Origin of the sequence: Vibrio proteolyticus NBRC 13287 (assembly GCF_000467125.1) — a bacterium.
Lineage (GTDB): Bacteria > Pseudomonadota > Gammaproteobacteria > Enterobacterales > Vibrionaceae > Vibrio > Vibrio proteolyticus.
In genome coordinates this window covers 147,714-165,045 of sequence record NZ_BATJ01000006.1, presented here as the reverse complement: position 1 = coordinate 165,045, position 17,332 = coordinate 147,714, and the positions used below count along the sequence as shown (strand labels likewise).

General features: G+C 47.2%; 12 protein-coding genes. 5 read left to right on the top strand and 7 right to left on the bottom strand.

Annotation, left to right across the window (positions count from 1 at the left end):
* Positions 1-94 precede the first annotated feature (94 nt).
* Both aceB and VPR01S_RS09475 read left to right on the top strand, forming a co-directional pair.
* Entirely contained in the window at positions 95-1,720 is a 1,626-nt protein-coding gene (gene aceB, locus VPR01S_RS09480) for a malate synthase A (RefSeq protein ID WP_021705102.1), read from the top strand.
* Positions 1,721-1,741: 21 nt separating this feature from the next.
* Positions 1,742-2,179, top strand: a complete 438-nt coding sequence (locus VPR01S_RS09475; protein WP_021705101.1) for a GlcG/HbpS family heme-binding protein — start codon at positions 1,742-1,744, stop codon at positions 2,177-2,179.
* A gap of 51 nt (positions 2,180-2,230) precedes the next feature.
* Here the strand turns inward: VPR01S_RS09475 and VPR01S_RS09470 are convergent, their stop codons facing one another.
* Complete coding sequence (locus VPR01S_RS09470) at positions 2,231-2,713, bottom strand: YbaK/EbsC family protein (RefSeq protein WP_021705100.1); 483 nt, start codon at positions 2,711-2,713, stop codon at positions 2,231-2,233.
* A gap of 245 nt (positions 2,714-2,958) precedes the next feature.
* Here VPR01S_RS09470 and VPR01S_RS09465 point away from each other — a divergent pair, with 245 nt between their 5' ends.
* The 3 genes from VPR01S_RS09465 to VPR01S_RS09455 all read left to right on the top strand — a co-directional run bounded on the left by VPR01S_RS09465 (position 2,959) and on the right by VPR01S_RS09455 (position 7,551).
* Positions 2,959-4,701, top strand: a complete 1,743-nt coding sequence (locus VPR01S_RS09465; RefSeq protein WP_040902524.1) for a SulP family inorganic anion transporter — start codon at positions 2,959-2,961, stop codon at positions 4,699-4,701.
* A 291-nt stretch (positions 4,702-4,992) separates the two neighbouring features.
* A complete protein-coding gene (locus VPR01S_RS09460) occupies positions 4,993-6,000 on the top strand; it encodes an HlyD family secretion protein (protein WP_021705098.1) in 1,008 nt (335 codons plus the stop codon).
* Between the two features lie 12 nt (positions 6,001-6,012).
* A complete protein-coding gene (locus VPR01S_RS09455; RefSeq protein ID WP_021705097.1) occupies positions 6,013-7,551 on the top strand; it encodes an MFS transporter in 1,539 nt (512 codons plus the stop codon).
* Between the two features lie 60 nt (positions 7,552-7,611).
* On the opposite strand, the gene VPR01S_RS09450 is transcribed toward VPR01S_RS09455, so the two are convergent.
* The 6 genes from VPR01S_RS09450 to VPR01S_RS09425 form a co-directional block, all read right to left on the bottom strand.
* Entirely contained in the window at positions 7,612-8,220 is a 609-nt protein-coding gene (locus VPR01S_RS09450; protein ID WP_021705096.1) for a TetR/AcrR family transcriptional regulator, read from the bottom strand.
* 220 nt (positions 8,221-8,440) lie between these two features.
* Positions 8,441-8,710, bottom strand: a complete 270-nt coding sequence (locus tag VPR01S_RS23050; RefSeq protein ID WP_021705095.1) for a hypothetical protein — start codon at positions 8,708-8,710, stop codon at positions 8,441-8,443.
* A gap of 929 nt (positions 8,711-9,639) precedes the next feature.
* Positions 9,640-10,584 carry a hypothetical protein gene (locus VPR01S_RS09440; protein ID WP_021705094.1) on the bottom strand — a complete coding sequence of 315 codons (945 nt, stop codon included), beginning with the start codon at positions 10,582-10,584 and terminating at the stop codon, positions 9,640-9,642.
* Between the two features lie 9 nt (positions 10,585-10,593).
* Entirely contained in the window at positions 10,594-15,012 is a 4,419-nt protein-coding gene (locus VPR01S_RS09435; protein WP_021705093.1) for a PAAR-like domain-containing protein, read from the bottom strand.
* 24 nt (positions 15,013-15,036) lie between these two features.
* Complete coding sequence (locus VPR01S_RS09430; protein WP_021705092.1) at positions 15,037-15,492, bottom strand: hypothetical protein; 456 nt, start codon at positions 15,490-15,492, stop codon at positions 15,037-15,039.
* A gap of 513 nt (positions 15,493-16,005) precedes the next feature.
* Complete coding sequence (locus VPR01S_RS09425) at positions 16,006-17,247, bottom strand: MFS transporter (RefSeq protein ID WP_021705091.1); 1,242 nt, start codon at positions 17,245-17,247, stop codon at positions 16,006-16,008.
* Positions 17,248-17,332: the final 85 nt, after the last annotated feature.

The following is a 17,332-nucleotide window of genomic DNA, read 5'->3' as shown; positions in this document are numbered from 1 at the left end:
ACCTTTGATTGTTTACATCGAATAAAATATAAGTATTCGTACAAGGTTATTTTTGTACACAATATCAATCAGTATTGTTTAAAGGAGACAAACAATGGGTTTGAACGATGTGGCGGAACAAGAACAAACAGGCTGTCTGCACGTAACGGGAAACATGGATAACTCTGACTATCGCGCGATTTTGTCTCAGGACGCACTGGCATTTTTGCACACGCTGGTGAACGAATTCGCGCCGAGACGCGATGCTTTGTTACAGGCTCGCTCTGAACTGCAGCAGCGGTTTGACAGCGGTGAACTGCCAGACTTCAGAGAAGACACACGAGCCATCCGTGAGGATAAAAGCTGGAAAGTGGCGACGCCTCCACCGGAGCTTTTAGATCGTCGGGTCGAAATCACCGGCCCCGTAGATCGAAAAATGGTGATCAACGCGCTGAATTCCGGTGCCAAGGTTTTTATGTGCTGCTTTGAGGATGCCTCTTCTCCAACATGGGCAAATATGGTGGAAGGCCAGATTAACCTCAGAGATGCCAATCAGGGTACCATCAGCTACTATGATGAGAACAAAAATAAACACTATCAGCTGACGGACAACCCTGCCCTATTGATTGCTCGACCACGCGGCCTGCACCTGCCTGAGCAATCTATCCAGTTTAACGGCAAACCGATCCCCGGTTGCCTGATGGATTTCGCACTGTACTTCTTCCATAACCACCAAGTTCGCGCCGAAAAAGGGCTGGGTGTCTATTACTACATTCCTAAGCTGGAAAGTATGGAAGAAGCACAATGGTGGGACGATGTATTTCGTTTTACCGAAGATCACTTCGGCGTTGCCAGAGGGACTATTCGTGCCACGGTATTGATCGAAACCTTACCTGCAGTGTTCCAAATGGACGAAATGTTATATGCCATGCGTGATCACATCGTCGCTATGAACTGCGGGCGCTGGGACTACATCTTCAGCTACATCAAAACATTGAAAAATCACCCAGATCGTATCCTGCCGGATCGTCATGTCGTTGGAATGGATAAAGCCTTTCTCAATGCCTACAGCCAGTTACTGGTACGCACTTGTCATCAGCGCGGCGCACTGGCCATGGGGGGAATGTCTGCGTTTATTCCTGCTAAGGACCCGGCTGAAATGGCGCGCGTAACCGCAAAAGTCATAGAGGATAAAGAGCGCGAATCACTCAACGGGCACGACGGCACATGGGTTGCGCACCCTGCACTGGTGGACCTGGCCATGTCTGTGTTCGAGAAAAATCTATCGGGTAAACCCAATCAACTCGATTTTGTCAGCCCGACCCACGAGATCAGCGCAGCCACCCTGCTGCAACCTTGCGACGGTAGCCGTGATGAAGCCGGTGTACGGAAAAATATCCGCATCGCGTTGTATTACATCGAGGCCTGGATTCAGGGCCACGGTTGTGTACCTATTTATGGCCTGATGGAGGATGCCGCAACCGCGGAGATTTCACGGGCAAACATCTGGCAATGGATTCATCACGGCATCACGCTGGATGACGGCCAGCAATTTACCAAACAACTGTTCCATACATGGCTGTATCAGGAACTCGACACCATCAAACAGGAAGTGGGTGAAGCTCGTTATGCTGCTGGCCGCTTTGAACAAACTGCTGACCTTTTCTTCAAGCTGTCTACAGCCAGCGAGTTCGCCACCTTCCTGACCCTTCCAAGTTACGAGCTCTTAGGAGCCGTGTAGAAGAGAAAATCAGGAGATAACATGGGAAGTTTGACTCTACAACAAGCGCTAGCCATCATCGATGGCACGTTTCAGGCTGGCCTGAAAACCCAAAGTGCGCCTCTGACCGTCGCAGTACTCGACAGCGGAGGTAAATTGATTTCGCTACAGCGTCAGGACGGCTCAAGCATGATGCGCCCAGACATTGCGATAGCTAAAGCCTGGGGCGCACTGGCACTCGGTTGTTCATCGAGAAAACTCGCTCAGGATGCAGACAATCGACCCGCGTTTATCTCCGCCGTCAATGTACTCGCACACGGAAACATGGTTCCGGTTCCCGGCGGGCTGCTGATCCGCGACGCTGAAAAAAACATTCTTGGCGCGGTCGGGGTCAGTGGTGACGTATCTGATGTTGACGAAAGTTGTGCCATGAACGGGATTGGTTTCGCCCATCTTTTCTGCGATGAAATGGTGGCATAACTTCTCCCCGACAAACACTGGCAACCAGAGCCCGGTGATCTGCCGGGCTTTTTATTCCGCAATTTCCAACCAGCGTCCTTGCGTCATCTCCTCCAGATGGCAGGTGTCTAACGCAAACACCGAATTGGGCGTGCCCGCGGCTGCCCAAATTTGCGAATACTGTTTAAGATCCTGGTCAAGAAAGGTCGTTACCGGACGAAGGTGCGCGACCGGCGGAACGCCACCAATGGTAAATCCAACGGCTTGTTTTACAAACCCGGCATTGGCTTTATCAAGCGTTAGGCCAGTGAGTTCGGTCAGTTTATTCATGTCGACCCGATTGCGGCCAGACGCGACCACCAGCACAGGTTCTCCCGTTGTTTCCGAGCGAAAGATCAATGATTTCGCAATCTGACCCACATCGCAACCAATGGCTTGCGCCGCTTCCAGAGCGGTACGGGTTGAACTGGGAAATTGCCTGATCACTAACTCATAACCCCGATCAGCCAGAAAGTCTTGCACGCGCTGCGCGCTGGTATTGGGTTTCTCGTTCATGGTTTGCCCTCCTTTTCAATCAGCTACGTTGTACTTATCCCGGTGTTCACTGTAACACTGTACGCTCGTCAATCACCATGCTGTTTATCACGCTCGCGACACGTTTGAAACTTACCATTTAGGAATCAGTAAATTAGCTATCTGCCTTTGTGAATCTTGAGTTATGCTTAAATCATACTTTGTGTATTCATCTAATTGGATAAGGATTAGCAGAATTGAAAACGGCGTTGTTGTTGCAGCAGTGGATGCCCGGACTCTATCAACTTAAACACTATGAACGGAAGTGGTTAAAAGACGATGCGCGCGCAGCATTTTCCGTCGTGGCCGTCGCACTGCCCGTCGCCATTGCCTACGCGCAGCTGACTGGCGTATCGGCCATCGTCGGCCTCTACTCTTGTATCCTGCCGATGATGGTGTATGCGTTATTCGGTACTTCCCGTCAGTTGATTGTTGGACCGGATGCCGCAACCTGTGCAGTTATCGCAGCCGTCGTCACACCTCTAGCGGCCGGTGACGCCACCAAACACTGGCAATTGGTCATGACCATGACCGCCATGACAGGTCTGTGGTGCGTACTGGCGAGTCGTTTTAAACTCGGCATTCTCGCTGACTTCCTGTCACGCCCCATTCTGCTAGGTCTACTCAACGGTGTGGCGCTCACTATCATTGTCGGCCAGTTTGCTAAGGTCTCTGGATTGAATTTTGAACAGCGTTACTTGCTTGAGCGGTTAATTGAAGCGCCCTCTTTGCTGCTGGATGTGCACTGGCAAACGCTGATGATCACTCTGGTGACCACCGCCATCTACTTTGCTTCCAAACGTTACCGACCAAACTGGCCTGCGGCGATGATCGCCATTATCGTTGCGACGTTTTTGGTTTGGTCAACGCAACTGGATACCATGGGCGTGCAAGTGGTCGGCGCGATAGAAGGAGGCTTACCTATTTTTCAGGCGCCGATTTTTGATATCGGTGTCAGTCGAGAGCTGGTCATGCCCGCACTCAACCTGGCTCTGGTCAGTTTCGTCAGTATGATGCTCACCGCACGCAGTTTCGCTGCTAAAAACGGGTACGATATCGATGCTGACAGGGAGTTCCGCGCTCTCGGGTTTGCCAATCTGGCCTCGGCGTTTTCACAAGGATTTGCTATCAGTGGCGCCGATTCCCGCACCGCCGTGAACGATGCCAACGGAGGCAAATCACAACTGGTCCAAATCATTGCAGCGGTTGTTATTGCTCTGGTTGCGATATTTATCTATCAACCGTTGCAATACATCCCTATCGCGGCGCTCGGTGTGGTTTTGATTATTGCCTCGACATCTCTGCTCGACCTGAAAGGCATCTGGTCGCTCAGAAAGCGCGATAAAGATGCGTTTATTCTTGCCACCATCACCTTTGTCTCTGTGCTGGTGATCGGCGTTATCCCGGGCATTACTCTGGCCGTGCTCCTTGGCCTGTTTCAGTTTATCCGTGTGGTGATGCGACCGAGCGACCAAATGCTCGGGCTGGACGATGCTGGCACCATCCGCACGATCGATGATTCAGGCAAAGCCACTCCGATCCCGGGCATCGTTATTTTCCGCTTTAACTCCCCCCTGACGTACTTTAATGCGCCATATTTCAAACGTCGCATCCTGGAGCAGGCGGAACAAAATAGAGCCGATACTGGGTGCGTCATCATTGACGCCGTGGCCAGCTTTACTCACCTCGATTTGAGCGTGATGGCCATGCTGTCGGATGTTCAAAGTATCCTGCGCAAAAAAGGAATACGACTGATCCTGGCCGGGCGGAAGCGTAGTCTGCGTCAGTGGTGCGAGCTCAGCGGTGTCCCCGTCGGTGAAAGTGGTGTGATTCTGCGGGCCGATATGTACTTGGCCATTAAACTCAGCGGCTGCTACCAACATGCCGTTGAAGAAGGTCAGATTGCTCCCGTCAAAAAAGAGCCCGATCCGCTGGACGAAATCCACAAACCCGTCCCCGAAGTGGCATAAACCAGAGTCACAACGCCCGCCAACTCGGCGGGCGTTGTGCTTGCGTAGCCACCATATTGATACAAAAGACCTCCGTGACCAATGCTTCAGTCACAGCCATGCAGGCATTTCCCTTTTCGCTACGTTTTTTCAATAAATTGCTCTAAATAACCCTCCCTCACCTGCCTTACACATCAACCTTTCGAACTCACCATCTTGTGGATCTTCTCCTCCAGAATGATCAAAAGTCACTTTACTAAAACTGTACCGTACAGTACAGTTTGTCGGAGTTATTTAATTCAGGTTCTCCAAATGAAGAAAAAAGTTATCGCACTCTCACTCATTGTCGGTTCACTCATTACTGCCGGAATAGCGTTCTATCAACCCAACATAGTGACCACCGATAATGCGTACATTCACTCCGATGTCACCGCGATATCACCAGAGGTCGGTGGCCAAGTCAGCCAACTTTTTGTCGAGGACAATCAGTGGGTCAGCAAAGGCGATCCCCTATTTTCTATTGACGATGAAGACTTTGTTGCGAATCAACAAATTGCGCGCTCTGCGCTGGAGGTCGCCAATACCGCGCTAAGCGCGAATCAGACAAAAACCGAGATGCAACTGGTAAAGATCGAACAAGCACAGCAGACAATCCACAGTGCTGATGCTAACGCCCGCCACCAAATGGCCGAGTTCAAACGATTGTCTCGTCTCGTACAAAAGCAGTCGGTAAGCAAGAACCAATACGAAGCGCAAAAAACACGCGCCATTGAAGCCAACAGTCGTCTGGAAACAGCCAAACTGGCGGTTACCGCCGAGCAAAAGCAGTACGAAGCGTTGTTGGTCAATAAGCAGCAACTCACTGCGCAGAAGCAACAGGCTGAAGCTAACCTGCGTTTGGCAAACATCGCATTAGAACGCACCATCATCCAAGCGCCTTTTGACGGATTTATTGCCGACAGACAAGTACAGGTAGGTAAGCTTGTCCAACCCGGAATGGGGCTGATCGTGATGGTCCCAGACTACATTTGGGTGGAAGCGAACTTCAAAGAAACCCAACTGGAACATGTTTTGCCTGGGCAAGGCGTTGAAGTAACGTTAGACATGTATCCCGACAAGCCACTGCGCGGGCGAGTCACCTCCATTACGCCAGCAACCGGAGCACAATTCAGCTTACTACCGCCACAAAACGCGACCGGTAACTTTGTGAAAGTCGTGCAGCGAGTGCCCGTGCGTATTGAACTGGATATCCCGGAATCACTGAAACAACGCATTTATCCGGGCCTTTCCGCGGAAGTTTCCATTGATATCTCTGAGTAAGGTTAAACGCCGATGAAAAATCGAACCCCTTTGCTACTTCTGGCTCTGTTTGCTTTGGCAGCGTTTGGCATTAACTCCGTAATGTTCACTGAAATGTCTCACGAAATGGCGGTAACATTCAGGCTCTCTTTGGATGAAACAGACCGCGTTAAAATCGCAATGATGATCGCTCAAGTCCTCGGTTATCTGTTTTCTCCACTCTTAGTTCGGCACTTTGGTGCGTACCGCCTTTTAATGTTTGCGCTGGGAGGCGGGCTGGCCTGCAACATTGTGTTGTATTTACCAATGCCACTTCCTGGACTGTTTTGGCTGACTTGGGTATGCGCCGGCTTTTCCATGAGTATAATGTTGGTTACGATCAACTTGCTTTTACTCCACACCTTTGACGCACGTTGGATGCCGGCCATCATTGCGTTGACCTTACTGTTCTCAACGTTGCTTCCAATGGGAGCGTATCCCTGGTTGGTGGCAGATGTCCTGGAACAATTCAATTGGTCACTGTTTTGCGTGTTGGCATCATGGCTGTATTTCTCAGCACTGATCATCCTCAGCCTGTTTAAGCCCATATCCGTGACGCTCAAAACCAAAAAGAAATCGGGGGCGCTATTTTATGTCCCTGCCACCGCCGCAATCAGTCTGACCATTTACCTACTCATGCGCGGCGGCTTTTACAACTGGTTCGACTCTGTACAATTTGCGCATTTAGCGGCCATCACCGCTGCTTTAATTCTATTAGTCGTATACCTACTCGTCAGACACCGTCACCAGAATACGGCCTCCATGCAGATACACGCCAGATTCAAAACGAATGTGTTTATGTACAACGCTTTTCTGGCCGGGTTTGCTGTGATGGCAAGCTCCGCGCTGTTTTCTAACTTTCTTAAAAAGGCGCTCCACTACAACGCGCTCAGTGCAGGACACGCCCTGCTGCCCTCTTTCGTCGCGATGGTAGCAGGGATGCTGGTGAGTGTTCTGGTTTACTACTTTCGACGTCAGCTTGCTGATGCTGTAGTCCCCTTCGGTGTGTTGATGCTCCTGATATCCGTAAAACAGTTCAGTGAGTTGCCAAGCTATGCCGGTGCGGAATCCTTGCCTTTGCCAATGCTACTGCGTGGCTTTGGCGTTGGAATGCTCAACGTATCAGTAACGATAGCAGTATTGATGTACTTTAATGCGGATGATCGCCTGGAAGGCATCGCCAATTTCTATCTGTTTCGTACCATGGGTGGTGTGATTGGCGGCGCATTTTTATCACGTGTAACTCAACAACATAGTGCTCAGGCCTCAGGAGAGCTGGGAAGAACTCTGGAGGCATCCAGCCAAAGCTTCTCCGCCTACCAACACGCACTGAATAGTGAGCTACTCACCAATGGATATCTGCCTCAACAGGCTCTTGGTATGAGTCAAATTCATGGTGTAGTGAAAGAGCAAACCATAACATTAGCATTGAACAATTCGCTGATTATGTTCATCGTATCAATACTGGTGCTCGCCCCTATTCTGCTCGTGGGCAAGAAACTGGTAGCCAAGAAAGAATCAAACATGCGGTAAAGATAGGAAGGTTACGCCCATACTCAGAAATAGTAAAAGGGAGCGAATCGCTCCCTTTTACTATTTCTCGCGTTGATAGAGCGCCAGAAATGCCTTCACCGCTTTACTTACATGACAATTCAACTGCTCATCGCTCAGAAACTCAAACCCCAGTAACGCCATGTTCTGATAATCCAACTTAATCAAAGCGAGAAGCTGTGCGCACGCCAGATCCGCATCCTCAATGTCCAAATGCTGGCTAACTGTGTCGGTTTTCAGAAACTCAATCAAATACTGATGGATGCGAACCGGGCCATCCTGCCAAAACTGATTTGGCACAGAATCATGCTTGTTAAAATCCGCAGAGATAATGCGATACAACGATAAGATCGGATTCGAGCAGATACCTCTCAGATACTTCCCGGCAAAATCTTCTAACGTCCCCTGCAACGATTCGTTTTGCCGCTCGAACAACCGAAAAGCCGACTCCAAACTGGTTTTCGTATTGTGTGCCAAGACCTCAACAAATAACCCTTCTTTGTTCGAAAAGTAACGATATAGTGTCTGTTTAGAACCACCACAAATCGCGACAATTTGATCCAGCGAGGTGTCTTTGTAACCCTGCTCAATGAAAAGCTCCGTCGCCACTTCAATAATTCGGGTTCTTTTCTGCTGTGTAGAAGTACGCATAACAAAATCTGACTCTAATAAAACTGTTCAGTACAGTACCATTAAGACCTTAGAATTTCACCATACTTGACCAAGGATTGAGAGCTGAGAGAGGCCTATTATAGCTGGGATACAGGTCTTGTTTCTGATGAGCTAGTCTGCGTCATTCAGAAAACGAGCGACATTGGTTACTTAGACACTACTGAGCTTTCCGGCTGCTTACACAGCGACTGAAGATCTTTTAGATAGCATGTCCCTTCAATCTGTGGGTTTGGTAGTGATGAACTAAATCCCCTTCTGCCTCAAGAGCCGCGTTAACGCGTTGTTCAAAGTTATCCGGCTTTTTATCTTTACGTAAGAAGTATTTTGCTGGCTCCCTTCTAAATGAGTCTCCGGTAATCACCGCTTCTTTGCCATGCTCCATAAAGGCGAGTATTTGCGCCAATGGGTAGGTGGTATCGGTTTCAGTATGAAAGGCTAACTTACCTGTATCAATACCAACAATCGCCATCGGGCGCTAATCCTTTAGTTTTTTGTTTTCAAACTGCAACACAAGGTTGATACCTGAGTGGTTTTCAATTAAACCTATTTTATCAAAGTAGGCCGCGACCACTCAGCCATGGCGCCAGCTATAAACAATTTGACGTTGGCGGTCAAAATATACTTCAGCATCTCTCAGTTTAGAAAGAAAATCAGCCACATGCTAATTACTAAAAACCACATTAAAGCTAAAAGCACAGCACCCTCTATAAATCTACCCAGGCGTCCCTGAACTTCTATAGCATCCAAGGCATTAGGTAATAGTTACACCGATTGTGGTAGCCAGTTCTGATAGACAAGACTTCATCGTCGACAGACATAATAGGATCAAGCGGCTCCTCCGTGGGCACCACGTTCACCTCGGCAAGGAACTTCTTTCACCATTTAGAAAAAGGCTAAGCTTTGGTAGTAAACATGCCCAAAAATCGACGTTTAATAATCAATCCTTAATCATTATTGTTCAGGCGTTCATCAATCATGCCTAATATTAGTTTCTGTAACATACCTATTATTTATAAGCATCCCCTACAATTTCTTTGCCTTGTAGATAGCGGGCAGTTCATGTTCTTTATTCAGTATTCTCTCCAACCTCTGTTCGAAGAGCTTTGGTTTCTTAGAAACAAAAAAGTAAGTTTTCGGATATTATGTCCTGCATTGCGAATCGACAGAACATTATCATCAACTGACACTATCGGCTCACCAGGGTTTGCGTATGCATCAAGCTTAATAGTGTCTTTAAACTCTTGCCGTCAATTAGTTAACCATTGAGCATGGCGCCTTTTCCACCATGGCATTGATTGATCGGTTCTTTGCATTTTTAATCCTAGGTGGAGATAGCCCGAGCAGACTAACTTGCGCTTTAACACCAACCCAAAGATAAATATTAAAGCGCCCTGTCAACTATATCGCGTGCCCTTTTGGTCTGCGGGTTTGGTAGTGATGAACCAAATCCCCTTCGGCTTTAAGAGCGGCGTTAACGCGTTGTTCAAGGTTGTCTGGTTTAGGATCCACGCGCCAGAAAAACTTGGCGGGTTTGCGCTTAAAAGAGGAGCCAGTGATCACTGCACTTTTACCATGGTCCATAAAAGCGAGGATTTGCGCTAATGGATAGGTAGTATCGGCTTCGGTATGAAAAGCGAGCTTACCAGTATCAATACCGACAATCGCCATCGGGCGATAGCCCTTCTGCTTTTTGTTTTCAAACTGCAACACGATATTGATACCAACTTGGTTTTCAATCAACCCCATTTTATCAAAGCAGGCCGCTCCAACCCTTCCATGACGCCACGAGTAAACAATTTGGCGTTCGCGGTCAAAGTAGACTTCGGCATCTCTGGGTTTCAGAAAGAAAATGAGCCACATAGCAATGCTCGGTAATAAAAAAAAGCATAAAAGAAGAAAACCAATCATAAAACTCTCAAGTTTGCCTTCTACTTCCTTAGCCCTTAAATAAGTTGACCATGTCACCTCACCATTTTCATTAAGTATTGCATTGGCATATTCCTCAAGGTCATCAATGTAAGACATTGGATTTTTAAGAGTCCTCTGTTGAGAAACAAACTCTAGCGTTTCGTATGCTTTCTTCTTTTTATGCTCAAAATTAGGCAACCAATCATTAAGCGCTAAAATCGAAAAAAAGCTAAACACCAGCATCAGCGGAATAAGGATCGCATCGCGCCGGTTATGGTAGCCTGTTCTTACCGTTAGCACTTTATCATCTACCGACACTATAGGGTCGAGTGGGTCTTCCATAGGAATGACAATTACCTCAGAGCGAAATTCCTGCCACCACTTGGAAAAAGGCTGAGCTTTAGTGGTAAACATGCCCCAAAATCGACGTTTCATAGCAAATCCTTAATCATTATTGTTAGGGCGTTCATCAATCATACCTATCATCAGACCATCTATATCACCTGATGACGTTAGCTTACGTTTAGGCACCACCAATGACGGTTCTGGCTCATAACACCATTTTAAGCTAAGGTCACTTGCGATTGCGCGACTTTGCTCAAATAAACACTCAACCTTCACGGTTAAATGCAGGCCGTCCTCTTTCAACTGATACTGCTGTGGGTTATTTAGCGCATCAAGCAAAGCGAGTTTAAAATTCTCTGTCATTGGCACTGTTGATACAAGCCCAGACCTATCATAAAACTCTTTAACCATACTGCCATGAAGTTGAGAAATACCCATTTTAAACTCTGGCAAGACAAAGTGGTACGTATAAAGCTTATCTGCTCTCATAACCCCTGGTGAAATAATTGTGCTTTCGATATTTAATTGTGGCCAGTAGAAATAATTAATAAACTCTTGAGACTCTATCTCAAAGGCTTTTTTCAGGTACTGAGAATAAGTGTCTTTTTTATCTTTAGACGAATAAAGCTCGAGTCTTTGTCTGACTAACTCTGCGTCTTCTCTCTCGATAAAACTCCAAAATGAATAATCCTCACTTTTACCCCAGAAGCACCTGAAAAGCAGATTCTCTATTCCCGTTTTTGTATAACGCGAGATAATACTATCACTCCAAATCAAGCCTGCCATTCCCACAAGAAAGAATGCCCAACCAACAGGACCACTGAATAAAGTTCCAAACATAAATAACGTAAAGCCAGCCCCCATCACGTTCCCTATCATTAAATCAGTATTCCCACTTCGTTTGGCTTTCAAAGCATCCCAACCATAACTAGAAGCAGAAGTTAAGGTTGCGACTACAACGAGACTTTTTATTGGTGCTTTAGCGAGGGTATTATTCATATGTTGGCTATGGGCCATAACATTAGCTAGCCCCAGCTTATCGGCTAGTTGAGTACTCAACGTGGGCAGGTATTTCTGTATCATATTAGCGTTAAGCCCTCTGTTAAGCATTGAAGCGGTGGCATTAATCGATTTCGCGCCATATCTAGCCAGCGCCGCACTATCGGCAACCAAAGCGCTTAATGTAGAGCTTACTTTAAGCATTCGATAAAGCTCATCTTTATTGGTAATTGGGTCTAGGGCTGCAAATTCTTCTTGAGTGCCCATCTCATACATTGCCCCCACATTAAGGAAAAAAGACCAAGCAGCAAACCCCGCATCAGCGACAGAAGCGCTTATGTGAACGGCTGTTTTGCTGGCTGGTTTTGTTGCCTTCTCAAGATTATCAATTATTGTTTTGATTATCTTCGGGCAGGTTGGTGTGGGCTCAAACTCAAGAAGCTGTAAAATGCGCTGCTCTTTCGCATCCGCTTTCACTTCCGACCAATCAATTAAACGCTCATGCCAGTTGGTTTTTGTCTTTTGCCATATCGCGGCAGCTCGGCCTTTTCTTGCCTGCTTCTCAAGCAGCGACTCAACCTCATCAAAAGGTACTGACACTCGATTTCCTGTTACTTTTAACCCCAAAAGCGCATCGAGCATCGAAGGAAATGTCGTCCGATAAAATCTCTCCAACCCTGCATTGCCCGCTATTTTGGCCCATTTTCCGCTTTGCTTGCCCACATAATCAAAAGCAATGGGCATCCGTGCCAAAAAAGTCCCCATAGAACTCAAAACATGATTGCCCGCATCACCAGTCAACTGACGCCAACTTCCCCCTTGGCACTGGGTAAAAATACGTTCTGCGATTTTAAAGGCGGCACCCACCGCATTATCTTCAGGTGTTAGTGCCTCAGTCATAAACGCTTGACCTACCCAATCGTCCAAGGTTTCCATGCCTTCTTCGCTGGCGGTCACGCCTTCAAAGAGTGTACCCAGCAAGAACATCAATTTAGCCAGCTCCAACGCCGGTTTAACTATGCCCTCTTGGCGAACATCAAAATAATGTTGCAGGTAAAAAGTCAGCGACCCTATCTCGTCTTTTGCTCCCTCTCCAGCAACAAAGTAATCCATCATCTTCAGCCACTGCTGAGTTTCTTTAGCAATCTTGTCCATTTTGACTTGACTTGCATTTATAAAGTCAGTTAATGCTTGTGTATCAAGGTTTTCTTGCGCGGCTTTACTGACTTCAGGCACCGTACTGTCCATACAGGCTTTGGCATAGGTTCCTATCGTCAATGGATAGAGGTTGTTTTGTTGATAGGCTTGCCCCTCAGCGATCGTCATACTGAGCTTATTGGCAATATCTCGCTGACGGCCGACAGGGTCAAACAAAGCCACCAATGTGCCGTCTTTATGCTCGCTATGGCTTTTTTGCATGGTTTCTACCACACCTTCAGCAGCAAGGTGATAACTTAGTGTGGTGGTTGCCAAATCAAGGCCATGGGGCATTGGTTTAGCACTGTCTTTGTCTGCTAACCATTTTTCATCGTTATTACGATAGTCCTCAACCAAAGCGCTAATGTTCTCTTGCGTCGCCTCTTGGCTAAACTCGGTTTGCGGCGAACTCAAATCCACTTGCTGCATAGCCTTTTTACGCAGTTCTTCATCGTCGTTCATGTTGTCAATGACGGCGGCAGACCATTCATGCTCGGAATACGCAATGGAGATCTGTTTAGTACCAGCCGTAACAAACGCAAACGGATAGAAGTTCGAACCGGATGAGGTATCCAGCGTTAGGCCATCTTGGGCGTTTTCTTCGTTGGTAAAGTAGTATTTTTCGAACTTTTCGATCACGCCTGTGGCGGTTTCAGTTTGAGCGTAGTGGAAGATATGCAGTTGGTCTTTATCCCCCTCTTCTTTGATGTAAATCCAACCTTCACGCAGCAGGCGCAGAATATAACCACCAGTTTCATTGAGGCCGGAAGCACTCGCCATTTCAGGCAAAGTCGGCGGCGCCTGAGCAGGCAGAATGGTATCAAAGAAGTTGGCATACCCGTAACGCACGGGATAGATAGGCAACACATTATCTATCTTCCCGGGCACTTCATTCATATAGGGTTCAACCAAATCGACGCTTTGCGTGGTATTGACAACGGCTTCTATCACACCTGCCTCTGCAGAATAGGTATTGCCAGGCGCTTTAATCACGTTCACGTTGCTGGTGTTAGACAGCAGTGTCGAGGCCTTGGATTGCATTTTAGTGAAGACTCCAGAAACGAGCTCTGGCAACCCTTTGGCGTAAGTGCTGATCGTATCAATATGCTTGTCAAACACCTCTTCCGACAGATAGGCATATTGCAACTTGCTCGCTTCTCCCTTTAGGAAGGCCAAGCGCTGCTTGATTTTGCCGATTAAACTATCCAGCTCATCGTTCATGGTTTTCTCGGCACCACGCCAATCATAACCACCGAGGTAGGATTGCGGGTTGCCCGTTCCACGAGCTCGCATATAAGCCAGCATGCGATCGGTGGTTTCGTGAGGCGCAAGACGCAATAACACCGAGAGTAACTCACCTTCCTCCAGACTCAATGGCATTGAATAGGCCAACAAGGTTTCCGTCGTATGAGGAAGCGGCATATTCAGATTACCAATAACTGCATCACTCACCGTGCCGAAGTTGTATGTGGTTTCCGGATGCAAGTGGCGAAAGTGGCGCTTTGTTTCGGCTTCAACAATATCCTGAAAAAATACGTCGCTGCTCAAGCACTGCCCGATACTCCCCCATGGCGTCAAACCGGTTTCGATACGAGTCGGCTGCCAGAAGCCACGCTGACCTTTGCTGGCAATATCAAAAAAGTCACCATCGGGAATGGATGCTAAATAATGAGGGTTTTCTCTTCTCACGGGGGTAAGCGCATAGTCGTCTCGGCTTTCTTCTACCTGAATCACCGCTTTGCCAGGCTTCAGGCCAGAAACACTGCTTTTGCCACGCGCATCCAGTTGCCCTGCCCCCAAAGACGCACCACCTTCGTCTTTTAAGGCATATTCTGCATTCGTCAGGCGTTGCCCATTGGGATAGCGCACACAGACGTGCAAATCGCATTCGCTCTCAGCTTCCTCATCCACACTGACTGACGGATTCTGCACACCGAAACACATGGTATTGGCTTTGTTCATCGTCATTTGGTCCGAATGACGCGCGACGCCTTTACCCTCAATCAATACATTAGATGAGGCGGTAACAAACTCAGCCTCCGCTTCGATCGTACCGGACGCCACCCCTTTTTTGTCGCCAGCCGCATCCCCAGTGCTTTTTGAGAACTTACTGCCTTTTAATGCAATGCTGTTGCCCCCATCAGCAACTACAGTCGTGCTACCGTCAGCTAAGTCGGATGACTTGGCGTTGTTCCCATATGGGATAGGCACGATAGGTTTGCCTACTTTGGTAAGACAAACATCAGGTACGGACGCATTCGCCTCTCCCCCAGAACCTTTATGAACAACACTCAGTCCGTTTGCATTAATTGTGACAGCCATTGACGACTCCTGGGCAGTTGATTGTTAATTTAAGGTGACTTTCTTTGCGTTTATTTTCTGCACTTTTTCTGCAGTGCTGCTTATGTAAACCGCATCGGTACGCACGGAAGCGTTGTTGGAACGAAGCCGAGTTTGAGCGTCCCCAGAACGAAGAATGACTTCTTCTTTACCCTCTATCGTCATGCGCTTGGCTCTAAATACCAGTTCATCTTTAGCCAGCAAAGAGGAATAGATATCAACTAAGATCGGCAAACTGATATCCCCTGCCATAAATTCAATGCGACAATCTAACTGGTTATCAATGGCAAGTAGGATATCGGCATAGGTAAATGCCCTTCCTACGGCACTCCATACTGCTTGTCCAACTGGGTTACCTTCAAAATCGATCTTGACGCGATTGCCTTCAGGATGCACTTCGCGGATCCAGCCGATTCGAGATAAAAATTCTGTTTGTGAGATAGGGTTATCTGACGGATTCATTACTACAGAACACTGACGAAAATAACTCGGATTTTACCAGCAGATATTACAATCTTGGCAATTGCAGAACCTCTAGATAAAACTGCCGATAAGAACGACCAACTGAGAGGTTGTTTATGAAATAACACGGAAAGACTAGAAAATCAGAATGGAGCATCCTGTCATTTTATCTGAAAATGAAACTAAGACATGTTTTAATATTGTGGACAGGGTCTCATTACCACTAATAGACAAAATACTCACATGTTAATTAAATGAAACAATGATAACTAGCCAATATAAATTCAACACTAACGAAGAGAATAAACACATAAGAAGCTGACGTAAAAGCAAACAGTGCTCTATGAGCATCTACAAAAACATTCCATTGATTATCCCACCCAAAAACAATCTATACAAAAATAGCCACCAAGTTGAAGTGATAGTTTTAAAATTGTCACTTCAACTTTTTCATTATTTTATTTCGTATAATTCAACCCTTCCTGTTTCTTATAACAACAAGGTGGTTACTCCCTATTTTTCTTTCCCTGTAAAGATTCCTGCCATTGCGAATGCTACAAGCCCTGACGCTAATAAAAATGTAATCGTAAAACCGAAAATAGATGAATTTTGTTCACCATATATGCGAACAGCGGCCGTCATATAGACCCACCCCATCACTGAAGCTCCGGTCATTAAACCTGAGTTTCGCGAAAAATTAAGCAGAGCAGAAGTAATGCCTTTGTTGCTCTTTTTGACATTTTTCATAACCGCGGTGTTATTCGCAGCTTGGAACATCGCATATCCAGCAGTGATAAGGACCAACGATGCCATGTACCCTAGTGTTGACGTCGATTGGGCGCTCAGCGCGATGGACAAGCAGCCAACTATCATACTGATAAGGCCAGCACAAATAACGAATGCAGCGCCTTTTCGGTCAGTTAACTGACCAGCCGGAGCACCAGCTATCGCAGCAACGATAGGGCCAATTGCCATCAGGAGCCCTACTTTTTCGGGGCTCAGTTGCAACCCGTTACTTAGATAAAAAGGACCAACAACCATCGTAGACATGATCACCGCCGAAACCAAAAAATTGGCCATGCAACTACGTAAAAGGTGATGATTTTGTTGCAGTTGAATAACCCAAGAAGCAGCAATGGATGTACTCGGAACTTCTGAGGCGGAATGGGGTAATAAGCGACTCAGCAGCACATAAGCCAAGATTCCAACTGGCACACTTACGTAAAATATCGTATTCCAGTGAAAATGACTGATCAGTACACCGCCCAACACAGGTCCCAGTGCAGTACCCACTGCAGAAGTAGTGCCCAGCAAACCCATAACGGATCCCATTTTCGACGACGGAACCAGATCGCTGACAAAACTCATCGCCAAGCTCATCAGCAATGCAGCCCCTACGCCTTGAATAGCGCGTGCGGCAATCAAAAGAACGAGGTTGTCCGACAAAACACAGCCTACGGTCCCGACAAGAAAAATCCCTAATCCTTTTAGTACCAGTGATTTTCTTCCGAACCTGTCTCCTAACATTCCCGCAACAGGCATCAACAATGTCATCGCCAGCAAATAGCTGATGGTTAGCCACTGAACTCCGGACATCGCCACCGAAAACGTGTTCGCAAGATCTGGTAATGCCACGTTAACTACACTGATATTGAAGGAAGATAACAGCACAACCATCGCCAGACCGCAGAGCGCCAGTCGTTTACCAAATGGTAATGTATCGGGCTGTTCAAGTTTAGATATCTTGGCTTTCATGGGCGTTCCTTTTGCTCGTCACCTAAGTTTCGATCAATTTTATCCACCAGCATTGAATGGCGGAACACGCATGAACTACACTTAT